This window comes from Christiangramia aestuarii (genome assembly GCF_009735585.1).
Classification (GTDB): Bacteria; Bacteroidota; Bacteroidia; order Flavobacteriales; family Flavobacteriaceae; genus Christiangramia; species Christiangramia aestuarii.
Map to the genome: position 1 here is coordinate 354,516 of NZ_VJVW01000002.1, position 17,261 is coordinate 371,776.

Here is a 17,261-nt window from a genome sequence, read left to right on the forward strand (position 1 = left end):
GTTAACCTATGTCTAATGATTTAAATCGGTCTTACTGCCGCACTGAAATAAACTTTTTATTCACCAAGGTAAAAGCAAAAATGCATCAGCAAGCAATTGCATTTGATGGTGATGGCCGAGCACTTTATACCGATTGCTACACCGGTAATACTTTACGGGGTGGTGATCGGTATGATTATGAACATATCAGATCTTCTGAAGAAATTTTTATGATTTACCGCGATCGATTAACAAACCATGAAATCGCTGAAGTGGTAAATTGTCCGGAAAATGTTGCCGTTACTTTACGAACTATTAATCAGTCAAAAGGAAAATTGAAATTAGAGGAATGGCTGAAAATTAATGGTAATGTAAGTAAACATGGAATAAACAAAACTATGGCGATTGATGCAGCTAAACTTGCCGATAGAGGAATAAAGAATAAAGTAATTGAAATCCTTTCTAGGAAGTAGTTAATTCTCTCAAATGCTCGTAAATCATTACCATAGCCAGTGTATCCAGCTCACAGTATTTCAATAGAGAGTTTTTGATTTCCAGGCGTTCCTCCTCTGGCATATCAGTATACTGAAGTTTACCATAAGCGGTTAGGGCTGCTCCCCCGTCGGCAATGCTTCCCATTTCAGAAACGGTGGCATCCAGCTGCTCTTCATCCCAGTCTTCGAATAATGGCGGCAGGCTTTTATACGGACTCTGGATTTCACCATTCTTAATCTGAAGCCAACTATGATCTTCCTGGAAATTATTGGAACTCATGCCGATTTCAGAAATGGGTTTGGAATATTTTTCCTGCAACAATTTAGAAGTTTTTAAGGCTGCCGGTAAAACAGTCTTGATGGAGTTGGATCCACCCATATGAAGGTTATAGTAATAGTCCTTAATGACCTCGCACAGATCGATCATGTTCCGCTCCCCTATCCAGTTTTCAGCTATACTTCCTGAAGCTTTTGTAATACTTCTGATAAAAGTTTTTAATTCCTCCTTATCGGTTTCATTAGAATCACAGAGTTGTTGATAGATCTGGTTGAGTACCGAATTTTCATGATTAGAGTATCTGAAGATGCTACCCGAATTCTGAGACAGAGCTTTTTTAAGCTCTCTTACGAATTCAAAATTCGGAAACTTCCCCGGCTCAAAATTGATGTATTCCGAAGCATGTTCAATCGTGCCATCCGCACTAACGGTGTGATGTGAAAACTGGAAAGCAATCTGCTCATAAGGACGCTTGCCTTTGTTAAAAGGTAAAGCACTCATGGAAGTTTCAAAATCAATAAAATTCAGAGGAAACTTCCAGGTATCCATTTCTCTTTTTAGTTCTTCTTTGAATATTATTGCTGAATAATCTCTATTACGACTTTTTTCAATTTGCGTCCATTGCCGGTGAGAACCTGAAAATTTTTTAGGATTTTCCTTGAGACCGATATCCTCCTCATCCAGTAGGTCCATGTGAATTTTGCCTTCTTCAAATAACCTACTTCCTCTTCTGAAATTCCATATTTCAAAGGAAGTCGGTTTTTTAAAATCATCCGGTTTCCAACCTAGTTGTTTCTGAAAACATTCCTTAAATCCCGACTTCAATCCTTCCGCTTCCTGCTCTGGAGTTGTCTTAAACTCACAGCTTTTACAGGCCCAGGACACCGGCCATCCGAGATATTGATCTCGTTGATAATAATCAGAAAACAGCTTAATAGATTCTTCAAAGCACAGATCTTCATAAATACGATATTTACCGGCTTCGATTCCATTGACGATCTCGTCAATTTTAATATCTCCTAGCACCGTGCCACCGGTTTCCTCCAGGCTATCTACCTTTCTAATAATTCCTGTTCGGTTATTGGCCTGTTTGGTAATTCGGAACAGCTGGTTGAGGCCGTCTATTTTTGCAACTTTAGATTTATCTGCAAGCTTTAAATAGGATTTGATGTTCCATTCCGGATGGCATTTATGGATCACATATCGCTGGAAGGCCACATCGAACAGATAAGGTTTCCATCCGCTTACCAGACCTCCCCTTTTCCCAATCAACAAATACTCATCATCAGGATCAAAGGATTTAGCCTTGACCTCTATGAGCTTTATATTATTTCCTGTTTTTACAAGGATATCAGTTCTTATAAAAAGATTTTGATATCTAAAGGCGGCTTCAAATATCACCACATTATCCCGCTCCAGCAATACTTCGGTTTGTTCTACAAGAAGGTTGTAATCCCAGTCGTTATTTTCTATTAATTCACCCTCGGGATATTCCAGCCTGGCCAGTTCTTCCACCTGAAAACCTCCATGTGCTAAAGCCTCCAGAAATGGGTCCTCCAGTTGCTGGTTTGCATACTCACTCTTTCGAGTATAATAAAGCTTATTAGGACATTCTAATGCCAGTTTAAAGCGGGATTTGGTGAGGAGACGTTGAGACATTATACTCTCAGATATGTAATTTCACAAGCCTTACACCTTCTTTTAGTCTGATCCCTATGGGCAAGGGAAATTTTCGAATTGACTTTATGGAAAATATCCAATCCCCTACCTAAAATGATTTTCCATCCTGTATCTGTTTGGATAAATCGATCATGCTTATCTTCAAATTTATAGGTGAAATTAATGCCAGATTCATTTAGGCTATCTTTTAAACTTTTCAAGTATTCTCTACTGTTATCTTTGAATTCTTCCGAATTCCATGTTACCAGCTCGAAATGCAAATCTGCATTATCTTGTTTTACATCCTCCAAAATTTGACAGAACTCTACGAGATTTTCAAACTGGTGATGATATCTTATATATGGATCCTGGATCGTAATTCTAGTCGCGCCTTCCAGGTACTTTTCAAATAAGGATTTATATGAGATATTTGATTGATTGTGAAGCAATATTTTCTGGCCTATCTTTGGTAAATTTACGGAGGCTCTTCTTCTTATTGGCTTATTACTCTCTGTAGATTCTTCCTGTATATATTCCGCTGGAATTGCTATTCTCTCTTTTACGAACGACTTAAAATCGATTAAAAATCCACCTGAAGCTATATCCTTCATATATCGATCATTTCTGTCGGCTGAAATATGAATGTCAACTGCATTTTTAGCTTCCCATATCTTGAAATTTGATTCAATATCAGTAAAGGTATTCGCTGGTATCTGTAGCCAAAATATTTCTTCTTTGTCCACAAGAATTATATTAATAGTTTCTCTAAACCGATCAAGCTTTATATTCATCCACCACCTCAGTTTCCCACCAATCAAATTCGAAAAACTGGTATTTCGGTGATTTAATTCTGCCGATGAAAACTCGGAATTTACTAAATGAAGAGCTGTGGATTTTTTCAATTGAGTAGATTTAATATTTCCTTACCTAGATTGATATTCAAACCATTAGGACTTTGAACTTTTATAAATCCTAATTTACACAAATTTTGTTTGTCCCTGCCCTTATGAAATTTTCCGTAGTCTAAAGTGGTTGGTTTAGAAGAAGGGTATAACAGCATGCTTTTTTCTGCTTCCCAATACATGTTATAAGCATACATCTGTTTCAGGTCGTCATCTGAGGGCTCATTATTTTCAATAATTTTCCATTTGGTATCAATAATAAATTTTTCCTTCTTTTCTCCAATCACTCGTTCTACAACTAAATCGGGTTTTATTGCTTTTTCTTCCCAGAATTTATCACGATTTTGAAAACTTACTTTCAATCCAGTTTCATCCACTTTTCGAAGCATTCTATAAACATATTCTTCCCAAAGTTTATTCATATCAAATAAAAGAGCTAGCATATTATCATTCCCACCCTTAATATCTGGGGAATAATTAAGAATAATCATTTTCGCAATCTTAATTGCCTCAACATACTTCTCCGTCTTACGATTCAACGTAATTCTTTCAAAGTGATGTTTCTCAATTGGTATTTCTTTTATATCAGGAAATATTGCGATAGTTCTTTCGATTGAATCTTTTAAAGAAGAATTATTCGAAATTAGTTTTAATACATATAATCCTTTCAGAAGAATTTGATTGATCAAGTGTTCATAATCATATATCTCATGCCTAGTGTAAAATCGTTGTTTTTGAATTAAATTTTGCTGGATATTTTTATTAAAATCTATTTGCCCCTTGAGAGCTAAAACATTTCCAGATTTTTTCGAATACTTTTTAATCAAACCTTGTTTTAATAAGGTTTGAACCTCTTTTACATATAATTCAAAATATAATTCAAGTAAGGAGTGATACCTTTTATTTAAAGAAGCTTCAGTTACTGCATCAACTTTTATTCCCCTACAGTATTTAAGCATACTTAATAAAATCCTATGCCAATCCCCTCTATCTTGATCCGTACCCTGAGATTTATCCGCTTTCGGAAGAATTTCTATTATTACCGACCCAATTTGAATTACCCCTACATAACTTTTAAATTTCACTCCATTTCGAATCGCTTCAAAATAAATATTCCTGTTTTTATCATTATACTCCCAAAGTCTATCAATCACCTTTTTACCCAGAGGTTTATTCTCACTACACGTAGAAAAGGTAGTAAGTTTTTCATGCTCAAAAACTCTGATTAATCGACTCATTAAAACTAAATTTTAGTAAAATCCCAATTTGAGGATGGTGTGATTTTGTATACTGACTTCTCCTTTAGATCCTCAACCATATCCTGAGAATAATCGGAAAAATCACAAAATTGGAATCCATCATTTTCCTTTTTAATGAAACTAGATCCTATAACCAATCCTATTTTACCATAATCGCCATAAAAATATTCTTCAAGCAAGGGAATTATTTCATCCTTAAATGAGTGCTTTAATTTATCTTCGGAATTGACCTTCATAAAATAGGAATGTCCAATTTTATGATCCTTATCGATTAATTTTTCAATTCTCCTATTGATATTTTCTAAAATTTTATCAAGTGAAACTTTTCCATTTTTTGTATTGATCACTCCCCCAATTTTTCCCGAGTCACTTTCCTTCCTGATTAAATCATAGTTTGGTGGAAATTCCTCAAAAGAAAATCGTCTTCTTAAAGCTGTATCAAGTGCCTCAATACTCCTATCGGCCGTATTCATCGTACCTAGTAAATGAACGTTATCAGGTACTTTAAAATTTTCCTTTGAATAAGGTAGAGTTAAAGAAAGTTCTTCGTTTCCACCTGCTCTTTTGTCCTTTTCAATAAGGGTGATTAACTCCCCAAAAATTGAAGATATGTTACCTCTATTTATTTCGTCAATTATAAGAATGTAGGGCTTAATGGTAGGTTCTTCTGCATATATTTCAGTCCCCTCATAAACAAAAAAATCATCTTTTAATCTATCTTCATCAATTTTATAAATGACCCTATGATCAAGCGGAACTTCATATAACTCTTCCGCAGGAATATTTTCATCTTTAAAAATCCATTCCACCTTTCGGAAATGATTGTACCGAATTTGATATTCGTCATGATATTCATAGTCACCAACTACCCGACCCAGGGCTCTCACATATTGATTCCCCTTACTTATCAGAACATAACTTCCTTTTCTTAAACCATGTATGAAAGTACTGAGCTGACTACCTGCAGAAGCATTTTCATCATGATCTTTGCAATATTCTCTGATTTCAGATTCACTCATGTCGGTAAAATCTTTATCACCCCCGAATCCAATAGCTATGTAATCGTTTTTAATACAAAACTCATAAATAGCTCTATCCTCTACATTCTTAGCTTCTCCTAATGATAATTTAAAAAATTCAGCTCTTCTTTTTTCAAAATCATTCGTAGACCAAGCAACTTTACCCTCCTTCTTAACTTTGGTACTACTTTTACTACTATTAGCTAAATCACAAATTCTCTTGAATACGCCAGGCTCTATCTCATAATACACATTTTTATCTTTATTAACCTGGGGTTTTATACCTTCGACGAAATCTTCATAGCTATAAGATTGGTGGAATGTGCAAAATGCAATTTGACCTTTTGGCTCTTCCCAATCTGTGATCAATAATTCCTTAAACCGCTTATTTAATTTTTTACGATCAAATTTATTGGTTTCATAGAATTCCGGATCACATATCTCAATCGCCCTGTTTATAGAATTATAAGTTTTTCCCGTTCCAGGAGGACCAAAGAAAATTTGATTTAGGTTTAATTGCATTTTTGATTCGGTTAAATTTTTGGAGGTTTTTGGTAAAGTTTTTTTCAGTTTAATTCCGAACATCTTCTTTTGATATTTCTCATCAAAGACCAATTTTCTAAATGCGATATTATCTACTGCCTTTGGAGCATTTGGCATTTCCCTAAGAATTTCGGCACCTACAGCTTCAAAAATATCCGCACTATGTTTTACAATCATTTCTGTGTCGGCACCATAATAGATAACAGCATTTTTAGGATTAGAAAATTCTTCTTTTCTGAGATTTTCGATTTGAATATTCGTTGGTACGATGAAATCGAATTTTCCATTTTTTAAATTCAGACAATATCGATTTCCTACTTGAAAACTCAACTGTTTATTTTTTACACTGAACACTAATTTTTCCTCATCATTTATAGGTAAACTTTCCAGCATTCCTATCAATTGTCCAATATACACAGCTGCTTCATCGATTGGTTCCTTTTTTATCCTGTTTAAAAACTCTCTTTCATCCTTTTGAAAATTGAAATTGAGTGAATTATTCAAACTTTCCCACTGTGATTTTAGGTCGAACACATCCTTTTGAAAATCCTCCCACGATGAATATTTTTTCTCGGTATCTTCAATCTCATCTCCAGCTATTTTATGACCCTTATGAATTCCTCCGTTTATACCATCGGCTGATATTTTGAAAAACAATTGATACGCTCGTTGCACGGTGGGTGCATCTTCCGGAATAACAGCTCCCCAAACAAAATCCTGGCCATAATTATTAGGACCATAAAAATCTACTGGATGTACTTTGGCGTTCTCCAGATTTAATTCTTCAATCAAATCTCTTCCTAAATCTGTAACCTCCTGTTTGAAATGTTGTTTGTCTTCTAAATCATAGAAAAAAGCAAAAAGAATAATAAAAGGATCCTTCCACTGATGGAACATACCTAAATCACTTTTTTTATAATTCTGAAGTTCTTTAGTATATTCTTCCGGTAGATCTACATACTGAGAAACATCGCGATTTTCGATTGCCTCCTTAAAACTATTAATATCCTCTTCAGAAACTTTCTTTCCTTCCAGAAGTGAATTAACTATCAAATATCGGAGTAAAATTACCGGCTGAACCCCTTGATTTGGTTGAAATGTTTCCTTCAAGGTTTCAAGCTTTTCTTGCGTTAATAGATTAATAGACTCGAAAAGATAGTCTCTATCAGTTTTTAATCGATTTAATTCCTGGGCCTTTTCAATAACTGTGTATACACTCATGAAGCTTAATAGTTACGGTTAAGATTTATCTTTAGATTGTTTCTCTATTTTTATGCGTATTGCATCCTGGAGCTGGGAATAAAATTGTTCAAAAAATCCGATAAGCCGAATAAAGAATTGATTCCCGAATTCAACCTCATTATAATCTTTGGAAATACTAATTTCAGGATCCTCATGGATTAGCTTCTTTAAATACTTATTATCACAATTTTCCATTCTCCCAAAGTTGTGTACAATTTCATTCCTTAAAAGATTCAAGGTTCGGAGCTTCGACCAATTAGCTGCTAAATTCTCGTTTAAAGGAATCTGGACCTCATCATGAATATAATTTTTCATCCTTACTAGTTTACTTCCAGGACCCTTTAAGTAAATATCGACCTTATCCGCCTGAAATTCTGAATACAACCATTTACATAATTCATATAAATTCTTTTCCAGCATACTGAAAACTGTAACGAAAGTTGATCGGCGATTTAAAGCAGGAAAAATACTAGTATATACCTCGTCCAGATCAAAAGTTGTACTTTCCAAATTTCGGAAAGAAGTCCAGATATGAGCATGGAAATCATCAATAGGCTCAATATGCTCTACCCTATACAAATTTAACTCTCTATAAGCATTAATAATTGCAATTTCGCATTCTTCAGTATAAGCTTGCATAAGCTCAATCTCCTGTTTCCTGTAATGATCAAACCAGTTATTTAATCCGCCTAATTTAAAAGCCACTTTCAATAATTATTCAAAAGGTTAGAAATTTCGTTTTGAGTTACATCGGGAAAAAGTGTATCGAAAATTTTGCGATTTTGGCTGAGTCCATAATTAGATTCGAATCGATCCAAATTCTCAATCAAAAAGTCAATTGTCCACTCAAAATTTTCATTAAAGGCTAAATGAAACCAATCATCCTTCTGGATATTTTCGTCTAGGAATTCTCTATCTATTCGACCATGCCTAAAAACACAGCGATGATATTCCGAGAATGAATCCCAATTTTCTTTAATATAAGAAAGAGGAAATTGCTGCATAACCCTGTAGCCTATTATAGTTCTACAATGATCAAAATTCCAGTAATCAACCAACTCTTCTTCGGTTAGTAATTCTGGACTGATTTTTATTAGATCTCCATAAGGAATAAATGGCGCTAACTTAGAATTTCGAATTACATCTAAATTAGGATTTATAGATCTGGAATAAGATTGGACTATTTTAGTTTTTGCCCAATTTTCTTTAATCTCGTCCTGGAATCTAAAATGATTAAATTCCTTTTTAATTCTTACAACCAGAAAATCAATTAGTTTATCACTAAAAACAAGGGCAGGATTCCTAACAAATGATGACCAGTCCCAGGCGTATTCATTTGAATAAGTAAGAATAAAGGGAAGCATTGATGGATTTTCACTCAAGGCTCTCCAGTCAATATAGGCCCTGTACTTCTCTATACCATCTTTAGAAATTTTGAAGGCTGGATTTGCACATAGTTCATTCCAATTCCATCGATCAAGAAATTGCTCCAGTAAATCATCATCTAACTTTAAGTTTTTATTTCTTGAAATGCGTCTCCAATCACAACGCTCTGCATATTTCCTTATATTTCTGGCAGACCCCAGAATTGGTTTCATACTGAGTTTATCGAAATCCCACTTATCTTCAAATTCGTCCAGCAACTGATTAGACCAATCAACACTTCTATTCAGGTAAATCGATGAGAAATCAATTTGATCATGATACTTTCGAAAAAAATCTAAATCCAATTCCAGAGAATGAAGATTCCATAAATCCTTCCAGTTGTAGAAATCTTTAATATTCTCAAATAAATCAATATTCCATTTAATCCTATTATTCTTAGATAGGCGTTCGAAATTTAATACCTGTTTAAATTTACTAATTTGCCTGTCCTCCAATGGATAAAATTGACAGAGAGAAGCTACGCATATTTCTTTAAATCTTATATTTGATTGGAATGCACCTATTACTTCCTTTTCAATCATAGAAGCTTCGATTTAAAGTAAAACCTTCTTATCCCAATTCAAATCTGGATTTGAATTTATAAACTCTCTAAATTTTAGAAAACTGTTGGCAAACCATTCTTTTATTTTCTGATCGGAATCCTCGCTTTCTATAAACTGATATAACTTACAATCCATAAATATTCCAATACCATATTCATCTTCCCAAAATTGAAATCCAGATGATTTTGCTCGGACCAAAAGTTGGTTTGCCTGAGGATGATTAATATTTATCCAAATTTGTGTTTGTAATTTGACAGTTTCAAAATGAATACAAAAAAGCAATTCACAATCTTGATCCTTAATTTTCAATATTTTGTTAGCAAACCTGTCAACTCTATCTGAATTTTCAATCATCTTAAATTCAGATTGTCTACTTTTCTTCGGATTTGCGTTCGGAAAAATTTTTCTGAATTCACTTTCTGCATTGCTTACATGAAAAACCATCGCTTCATAGGTTTGTAAAAGTTTTTTCATCGACACAACGGTGTCGGTTGTAATAGAGGTATCTTTTGCCATTTGATGCTTTTCTAAAAATTGAAGGTAATCTTTTACTATACCGACATGGGAAAATTGACTGCTTAACCAGTTTGCAATTTCATACCATCGGAACTGTTGGAAATTATGATATTGATAGGATTTAATATCAACTCGTTTTGTACAATATTTTAAGTACTTATTTGGCTTATCAATAAGATCGAGAACCTTAGCATAACGTTCTATTTGACGCCAACCCTCCTTTGAATCAACCTTATTTTCAATAAAACAGATAGTAATCTCACTTTCCAAAACTAGGTCCACTATACAGTTCAAATCATTCTCTAAAGGGTATTTTACCTGTGTATATATTCGATAATTTGTCTCTGGTAGCTTTAACCAGGATATAAATGAATTTAAAATTTCAATATTCTGCTTTATGATTCCAGCAAAACCTTCGGTAGTAAAGTCTTCCAAAGGGGTTCTGCCTTGTGCAGTGCTGTTATATAAACTGAAGAGTTTTACAAACATTAATTAACGTATTCCGAGAATATTTGTTTATAATCATACTCTGTAATTTTATTTTCTATATCCTGATCAACAATCAAAACATCTTGAAAATCAAGATCATATAATTTATAAACCAGCAAATCAATTTTAAATTGAAGCTGAGTTTCGTCAAATGAAGGTTTTTTAGTTTTTTCTTCAATGATAGTTCTAACCAATGAAACTATTTTGTTTGAAATTCTATTTTCTAAATACAAAATCGGAGTTTCCTTTAAAGGTTTTGCATAAATTTCTAAAGTATCTCCTTTTCTTTTTCCTCTATGATAATACCAATTGTAATATAAATTAGAGTTAAGAAGTCCTAGTATAAATAATAGTTTTACATCCGGTTTTTTCTTTACTATGTAATATACATCCCGAGAGGCATACCATTCTTCATTAGAATAGGCGAATCGTAATTCTTTGGTTCTGTAAGGAGTCACAATCTTTTCTCCTTCAAAATCCATATCCAACCGAGGTGTATTTAAAACCCACCAATTTCCACGCTTATAGGCTCCTTTCAGATTAGCTCCTTTTCTGCCTTTTATAAGAGATTCATGTTTTTTCAAATAATTCCAAATCCCCTCGAATTGTTGTATTTTTTTTATTTTCTCATGAAGGTAAAAAATGCGCCTATTTGAATTTTTATTTACAGTGTATTTATTAATATCTGAATTTTTAAATAATGGTTTTAATAACTGCTCCTCGTTTGAATTAAAAATTATCGAGTTTACTTCAGTTTTATCTATAACAAAAACCTTATCCAGACTACTTTCTAACCCAATTAATGGCGTACATATATCCTTTAGGAGAAAGTTACTTGATGTTTTTATCCTGTTGAGTATTTTATTAATCGGAGTTGAATTGCTTGTTTCATTATAAACTCCATTAAATCGAAGATAATTTTCATCTCCCTCCCATAAGGATAATTGCTGAACAAAATTTGTTGTGCATAAGAAATCGGATTTACTCCACAATACCTTCGACAATAATTTTGAAGGTAGAAATTTCTTATAATCAATAGTTTTACTAATGCAGGCAATTTTATGGTGCCCCTTTTTAAGTTGCATTATTACATTATGTTGACCATAGGCCGAATCAAAAATTTTAGCTTCGTTAAAATTTACAATTTGTAAAATCGAAGTTCGATTTTTAATATCAAGCCTCAATTTTTTAGCCCCCATGGCTGTTGGGAAATAGTTGGTGGTAATAAATATTAGGGAACCATTTTTTTTCAATAAATCAAGGCCTAAATGATAAAAGAAATAAAAATAGTCCATTCGGCCTAAATAGTATTTCTTAAGAAATCCCTTTTGAACATCAATGAATACTTTTTTATTCTTCCGTTCTCCCATATATGGTGGATTACCAATGACTATATCAAAACCGACCTTTGAGACAACTTCTTGATTTAATATTTCTGGAAAACTAAGTCTCCAGTCAAAAAAATCAAGCATCATTTTTGGGTTACCTTTTAATATTTCGAGATCTGAAATGAGATTATCAAAAGTTTCAATTTTCTTTTTTATTCTTGCGTTGTTCGATTTTTCTGTAGCAGTCAAACCAAATCCCAAATCAAGCTTAATCGTATTACTATTAGAATACGCTTCCTTATTATATTTTAATTGGAATATTAGGATATCAATCTTTAAATGATCAATTTCTTCTTTGAGATTACTCTCGAAATCAGATTCAAAAAAAGTATTTTCCTTTACGATTAATAACCTCAAAGCATTCTGAAGCTTTTCCTTATATATACTATTAGCTCCAGAGCTCGAATTCATTCCCCAGTCAATTTCAATAACTGAATCACCCAATTTACTAACTAAGGAGTTTCCTGTAATAATTTTAAAATCCAAATGAGGAAGTGGTTTTGGTTCATCTTCATCAATAATTAGACTTAACCAAAATCGCAGTCTAGCAATATTTACTGCTCCAGGCTCAATATCAACGCCATATATCGAATTTTGAATAATATTTAATTTAACCCTATGAGCCTGCCACTCCTTACCTGGCATCCCCCAGATCGCCCCAACGCTGTCGGGACTTTCATCATGAAGATTTTTAACCAATCTGAAAATTTCGTTCAGCAACCCCATTGGAAAAGCTCCGGAACCAATGGCAGGATCGCAAATTTTCACGTCTCTCAAGGCAGTAGCTAAAGGTTTATCCCATTTAAGAATACTAGAGACCTCCTTCTTTTCTACAAAATTATTCAGCAAGCTTTGAGACTCTTCAACTCCTTCCTTGTCATCAGGCCATAAATTTTGCTTTTTCAGAAAAGTCTTTAGGTACTCCTTTAAACTCTCCTGGCACATATACCTTACAATCTCCTTTGGGGTATAGAAGGCACCCTTGTCCTTATTATCTTCAAGAAGGTTTTCAAAAATATGCCCCAGCATTTCCGGATCGACACCTACTTCCTTATCATGAACATCATTTTCATCTATGGTAAAATTATACCTATCAAAAAATTCAAACAGTTCTTCCAGATACCCCTTTGGAAAATCGATTTCTAAGGTATGAGGATCTTCATTTTCGAAAAGGCCTCCGCTAAGGTGTGGAATTTTGGTACCAGTCAACTCAAATACATCATTCTCTCGTTCTCCTGTATTTAAAGCATCAAAAAACAATGGATTTAGAAATTCATTAAGAAATTTATCCTTATTCTCATATTTATTAAATTGGTTTCTTAGAAATTTATAATCTCCATTTTTCCAACCTGTCTCTTTAGCCGGAACGCCCATCCAGCCTTTTTTCTCCACAAATTTTATAAATACCAGTCGTCCTAAAAATATCTTCACAAAATTTCTGGCAGCACTTTCTTCCTCATCAAATACCCCTTCATAGTATTCTGGTTTGGATTTGATATATTTAACAAGCTTATCAAACTGTTCAGTATATTCATTAAAGAAGAGTTTGCTGAGCTTTTCAACAGAAAAAGCTTTTTCTACGGCATTCATATCTGCCGTTTCTTTTTTGGAGCTTAATTCGTCAAATCGTTGAGCTGCCGTTCTACAGCTCTCATTTTTACCAAGAATATATGTAAATCGCTTAGTATCGGTTTCCTTTTCAACAAATTCACCTTCCTCTTCGTCGAACTCAGTAGCATGGGCAGTAAAAGTGAAGCGATAATCTTCATTTCCCTGCTCAAAAATTGAAAGCACCCCATGAGTAGTATCTTGATCTATATATTTTGAGACAATATCATTCAGACCAACGCGATTGCGTATAAGGTTTACGTTATCATGTAAGGTTAACTCGAAAAGTGCTAGAAATTTGCCGTCGTTAAGCTGAACTGTTCCATACTGCTTCAAGGACTTGACTCGTTTATCATCTATTGGAATTTCCCTGGGAGTTTCAACTAACTGTACATTTTTGAAAACATGGCTGATAAGCTGTTTCCAGTTTTCTGTTGTATAAGGCTGCTGTAGCAGCTGCTGTAGTTCTTTTTGGTTCATATTCTATTTGGTAAATTCAAATGATTCAGAAATGATAATTTCTGGTTTTAGTTGCTCAAATGATCGTATACTTATTGACGGGCGATCTTCATTAACCATAGAAGCAATAGGATATTGATCAATAATGCGGATTAGCGTATCAACAAGATCCACCGCTTTAACCTTGGTTTTTTTAGTATCACGCTTAAGCTTATTAACCTCTCGTTGGAGTTTCTGGAACTTCCCTAATTTGATAGCTGTCTTCGCCGCTTTTATCTTATCCTTTTCCACATCGGTTACAAAAGGAATACTTAAAAATCCATCAAGATATTTAAGAGCCTTTTTCTCATTAGGTCCCTGGGTCGTATCCACAACCTGGGCAGCGGTGAGATCTTCTTTTATTTTTTCATCAAAATCTGAATGTGCAATCTGTACCTGTTTATGATGAAAGTCTGGAAGGTCAATTGCCTTTTCGGTAGTTACGGTATGAAACTCCTTCGCTGTTTCCACAAAACTTAATTCTTCGATAGAGTTATCTGGCTTAACCCAATAAAAGGCATCCCGCTTAGAGTTTCTCATGAAGCATATAGTAGACTTATTCTTCAGCCTGTCCTTCCTTCCTACCCTGGCCCTTAAAGGCATATTTTTAATACGCCGGAATTCCTGTGGATTTTCTGTTTTGAACTTCCGAAGTTCCATAAGATAAGCTAAGCGTTCATCCCGTTGGTCATCCACATCTTTTTCAAAAAGCCCAAAAGATTGAGTTTCCTCGTCCGGAGAATAAATTTCACTATCCTCCCCAAGAGCAGAGTGAAAAGCCTGGAGCTTCATGATAGCTTTCTTCTCTAATTCAATATCACTATTAACCTTAGCTGTAGGGTAAAAATTGTAAATATAAATGCGGGGAGCCACCGACCCAATACGGTTAACCCTACCAATACGTTGCATTAAGCGAGTGGAGTTCCATGGAGTATCGTAGTTAACTATAACGTTGGATCTATGAAGGTTAATCCCTTCGGCCAGAACCTCTGTGGCTATAATTATATTGTAGTTATTTCGGTAATCTGTTCTTTTTATATTAGCATCGAAATTCTCCTGGATAATTTCTCTCGCTTGTCCTCTATTATCAGAACTTACTTCCAAAACATCCGTATGCCCCGCTTCCTTAAGTTTATCTTCCAGATAATATGTCGTTTCCTTTGATTCAGAGAATATTACGAGTTTTCTCTGTGGATTAATGCCTTTATCCATCAAACCATTATTTAACTGATGGAGAAATTCATCAAGCTTAGGGTCTTCCGTTACAGTTTGCCAGTGATCATTTAATGGCTCGAGTAATTCAAAATCACGTTTAAGTCCTTTTAGAAATGCTTCCTGGAAATCATCAGGTGTATAAATGTTAATAGTAGGATCCTTTTCTCGAAGATTATTTAATTTCTCCATCAGCTCCTCTTCCCGTTCCTCCATCAAATACTCATTTACATTCACATTTGGAGCTATATAAATCACCCCTTTATCAAACATTTTGAGCATCATCCTCGTAGCATCGGTAAATCTTTGGAGAGACTTTTTAAAAGCGTGGAAGCTACTATCAATTCTTTTTACCAAAAGCGTACGCATCAATTTCGCCAAAGCAAAGGATGCAACTTCTGCAGATTTGTATTTACTTCTTTCAGGTTCCTTTAAAAACTTAATAGCCTGGTACCTGAAATATTTTATTCCTTTTTCCTCATCACTTAAAAGTTGCATCGTTCGATCGTAGAGCGCTTCGAGTTCTGGATCAAGCTTATAAAATATCTTTCTGGGCTTTTCAATGTCCGGGAACTCAATCCCCTGCTCCTTTAAATCCTCTGAGTATAATTCATGAATTTTCAGATCAGTCCTTGTTCTTCTTATGGTGAGAGGCTTAATAACCTTCTCTCGAATATCTTCGTAGATATCCTGAACTCCAGCTTGTACCTCGGCTATATCCCTGGATTTTTTGAGCTTATTGTAAAGATCAATTCGCTCTCTAAAAAAATGTTGAAGATTCGATATCTCCAGAGATGAATCTTTAGAATCCTGAAATAAATAAATCTGGTTCGCAATATCAGCAGGTCTATTATTTAACGGAGTTGCTGAAATAAGCATGACTTTTTTCTTAGCAAAACCACCATTTTTTAACCTACGTTTGGTCTCAGTCTTACAAATCTTTTGAAGGTCGTTATAGGCTTCAGCAGTATCGTTTCTAAATTTATGAGCTTCATCTACTATTACAAGATCATACTTTTTTGGATCTCGAATCTTATGTAAACTACCGTTAGTAATTATTTTATAATTCTGAAGCTGAAATTTATCTAGTGTGTCAACCCAATTATGCTTTAGGGCTGGCGGAACAATTATTAGTATGTTAGATATATGACTCGGAAAATCATTTGAATAGAAAAATTTCTTGGCTATTAAAGTTCCAACCACAGTCTTTCCTAATCCCACAACGTCTGATAAGAAAAAACCATTATGTTCATTTAATAAATCATAACCTTGGTTTACTGCATCAACCTGGTATGATAAACGCTTAAAACCTTCAGGTAAATCTGTGATCGAATTCGGGTCGAATTCAACACTTTTCCCGAAATACTCGATAAGAAATTTGATATAGATCTCGAAAGGAGTGAAATCATCATTCAGATAGGTGTCCTTTTTAATTTTTTCAATTTCAGCTGGGAGAATCGAAATTCCTTCCAGCCATAATTGTTCAAACTCTTCAGAAGCAAACTTCACATCATCATAGTCACGAAGCTTAACATTGAATTCGTAATTAAATTGATCCTTATTGCTTCCCAGACCAGAATCAGTGAGGTTGGAAGATCCAGTTATAACACTTCCCGGTCTATGCTCATTCCAGTTTTCAGGTTTGAAAATATAAATCTTAGCATGAAGCTTTTTACTTGGATGAGCCTTGATCTCAATTTTCTTGGTACAGATATCTTCTACAAACTGAAGAATACCCTCCTCAACTTCCTTAGAGTATTTCGCAGTTTGTATATCTTTTTTAGTTTCCGCTAAAAATTCCTTTAAAGTCTGTGTTGCATCACCTTGAAATAACAAGCCCTTAGACTGATATCGCGCTAAGATCTGATCAACATTGATTCCAACAAGAATCCGAATGTTTGGCACGTTTTCAAGGAGAGGACGAATTTTAAAATATCCAGAGGCTCTGAAGTAACCAACCAGTGCATCAAAAAATTCTATATCTGTATTATTTTCAAAAACACCCTTGAATTTATTGAATAGGGTATTTTCGTTTTTATTCGTAAAAAATTTGGTCGACATTAAAGCAACTTAAGTATTGGTTAGTTCAGCTTTTAAAGTAGGGGTGAGAAAAGCTGTTTAATCTTCACGAGTAAATCTAAAGATTTTCTTAAAGACGAAGAAAAAGAATATTCGAAAACTTAAATTC

General features: G+C 34.2%; 10 protein-coding genes. 1 reads left to right on the forward strand and 9 read right to left on the reverse strand.

Going from position 1 to position 17,261, the window contains the following annotated elements:
- Positions 1 to 8 precede the first annotated feature (8 nt).
- The gene (locus FLP08_RS05660; RefSeq protein WP_156274907.1) at positions 9 to 452 is read left to right on the forward strand and encodes a hypothetical protein; all 444 of its coding nucleotides are present in this window, start codon (positions 9 to 11) and stop codon (positions 450 to 452) included.
- Here the strand turns inward: FLP08_RS05660 and FLP08_RS05665 are convergent.
- The 9 genes from FLP08_RS05665 to FLP08_RS05705 are packed head-to-tail and all read right to left on the reverse strand — an operon-like array spanning position 442 to position 17,134.
- A complete protein-coding gene (locus tag FLP08_RS05665; RefSeq protein WP_156274909.1) occupies positions 442 to 2,409 on the reverse strand; it encodes a DUF2779 domain-containing protein in 1,968 nt (655 codons plus the stop codon). The two genes, FLP08_RS05660 and FLP08_RS05665, sit on opposite strands and share 11 nt — an antisense overlap.
- Positions 2,409 to 3,311, reverse strand: a complete 903-nt coding sequence (locus FLP08_RS05670; RefSeq protein ID WP_156274910.1) for an MIT C-terminal domain-containing protein — start codon at positions 3,309 to 3,311, stop codon at positions 2,409 to 2,411. The genes FLP08_RS05665 and FLP08_RS05670 overlap by 1 nt, the downstream gene beginning before the upstream one ends.
- A complete protein-coding gene (locus tag FLP08_RS05675; protein ID WP_156274912.1) occupies positions 3,308 to 4,549 on the reverse strand; it encodes an McrC family protein in 1,242 nt (413 codons plus the stop codon). Before FLP08_RS05675 ends, FLP08_RS05670 begins: the two co-directional genes overlap by 4 nt.
- A gap of 5 nt (positions 4,550 to 4,554) precedes the next feature.
- Positions 4,555 to 7,353, reverse strand: a complete 2,799-nt coding sequence (locus tag FLP08_RS05680; RefSeq protein ID WP_156274915.1) for a DUF8426 domain-containing protein — start codon at positions 7,351 to 7,353, stop codon at positions 4,555 to 4,557.
- Between the two features lie 18 nt (positions 7,354 to 7,371).
- Positions 7,372 to 8,079, reverse strand: a complete 708-nt coding sequence (locus tag FLP08_RS05685) for a hypothetical protein (protein ID WP_162430940.1) — start codon at positions 8,077 to 8,079, stop codon at positions 7,372 to 7,374.
- A 2-nt stretch (positions 8,080 to 8,081) separates the two neighbouring features.
- Positions 8,082 to 9,341, reverse strand: coding sequence for a hypothetical protein (locus FLP08_RS05690; protein ID WP_156274919.1), 1,260 nt, complete (start codon positions 9,339 to 9,341; stop codon positions 8,082 to 8,084).
- 12 nt (positions 9,342 to 9,353) lie between these two features.
- Positions 9,354 to 10,367, reverse strand: coding sequence for a PD-(D/E)XK nuclease family protein (locus FLP08_RS05695; RefSeq protein ID WP_156274921.1), 1,014 nt, complete (start codon positions 10,365 to 10,367; stop codon positions 9,354 to 9,356).
- Entirely contained in the window at positions 10,367 to 13,843 is a 3,477-nt protein-coding gene (locus tag FLP08_RS05700) for an Eco57I restriction-modification methylase domain-containing protein (RefSeq protein ID WP_156274923.1), read from the reverse strand. The genes FLP08_RS05695 and FLP08_RS05700 overlap by 1 nt, the downstream gene beginning before the upstream one ends.
- Positions 13,844 to 13,846: 3 nt before the next feature.
- A complete protein-coding gene (locus FLP08_RS05705) occupies positions 13,847 to 17,134 on the reverse strand; it encodes a helicase-related protein (protein ID WP_156274925.1) in 3,288 nt (1,095 codons plus the stop codon).
- Between the last annotated feature and the right edge of the window lie 127 nt (positions 17,135 to 17,261).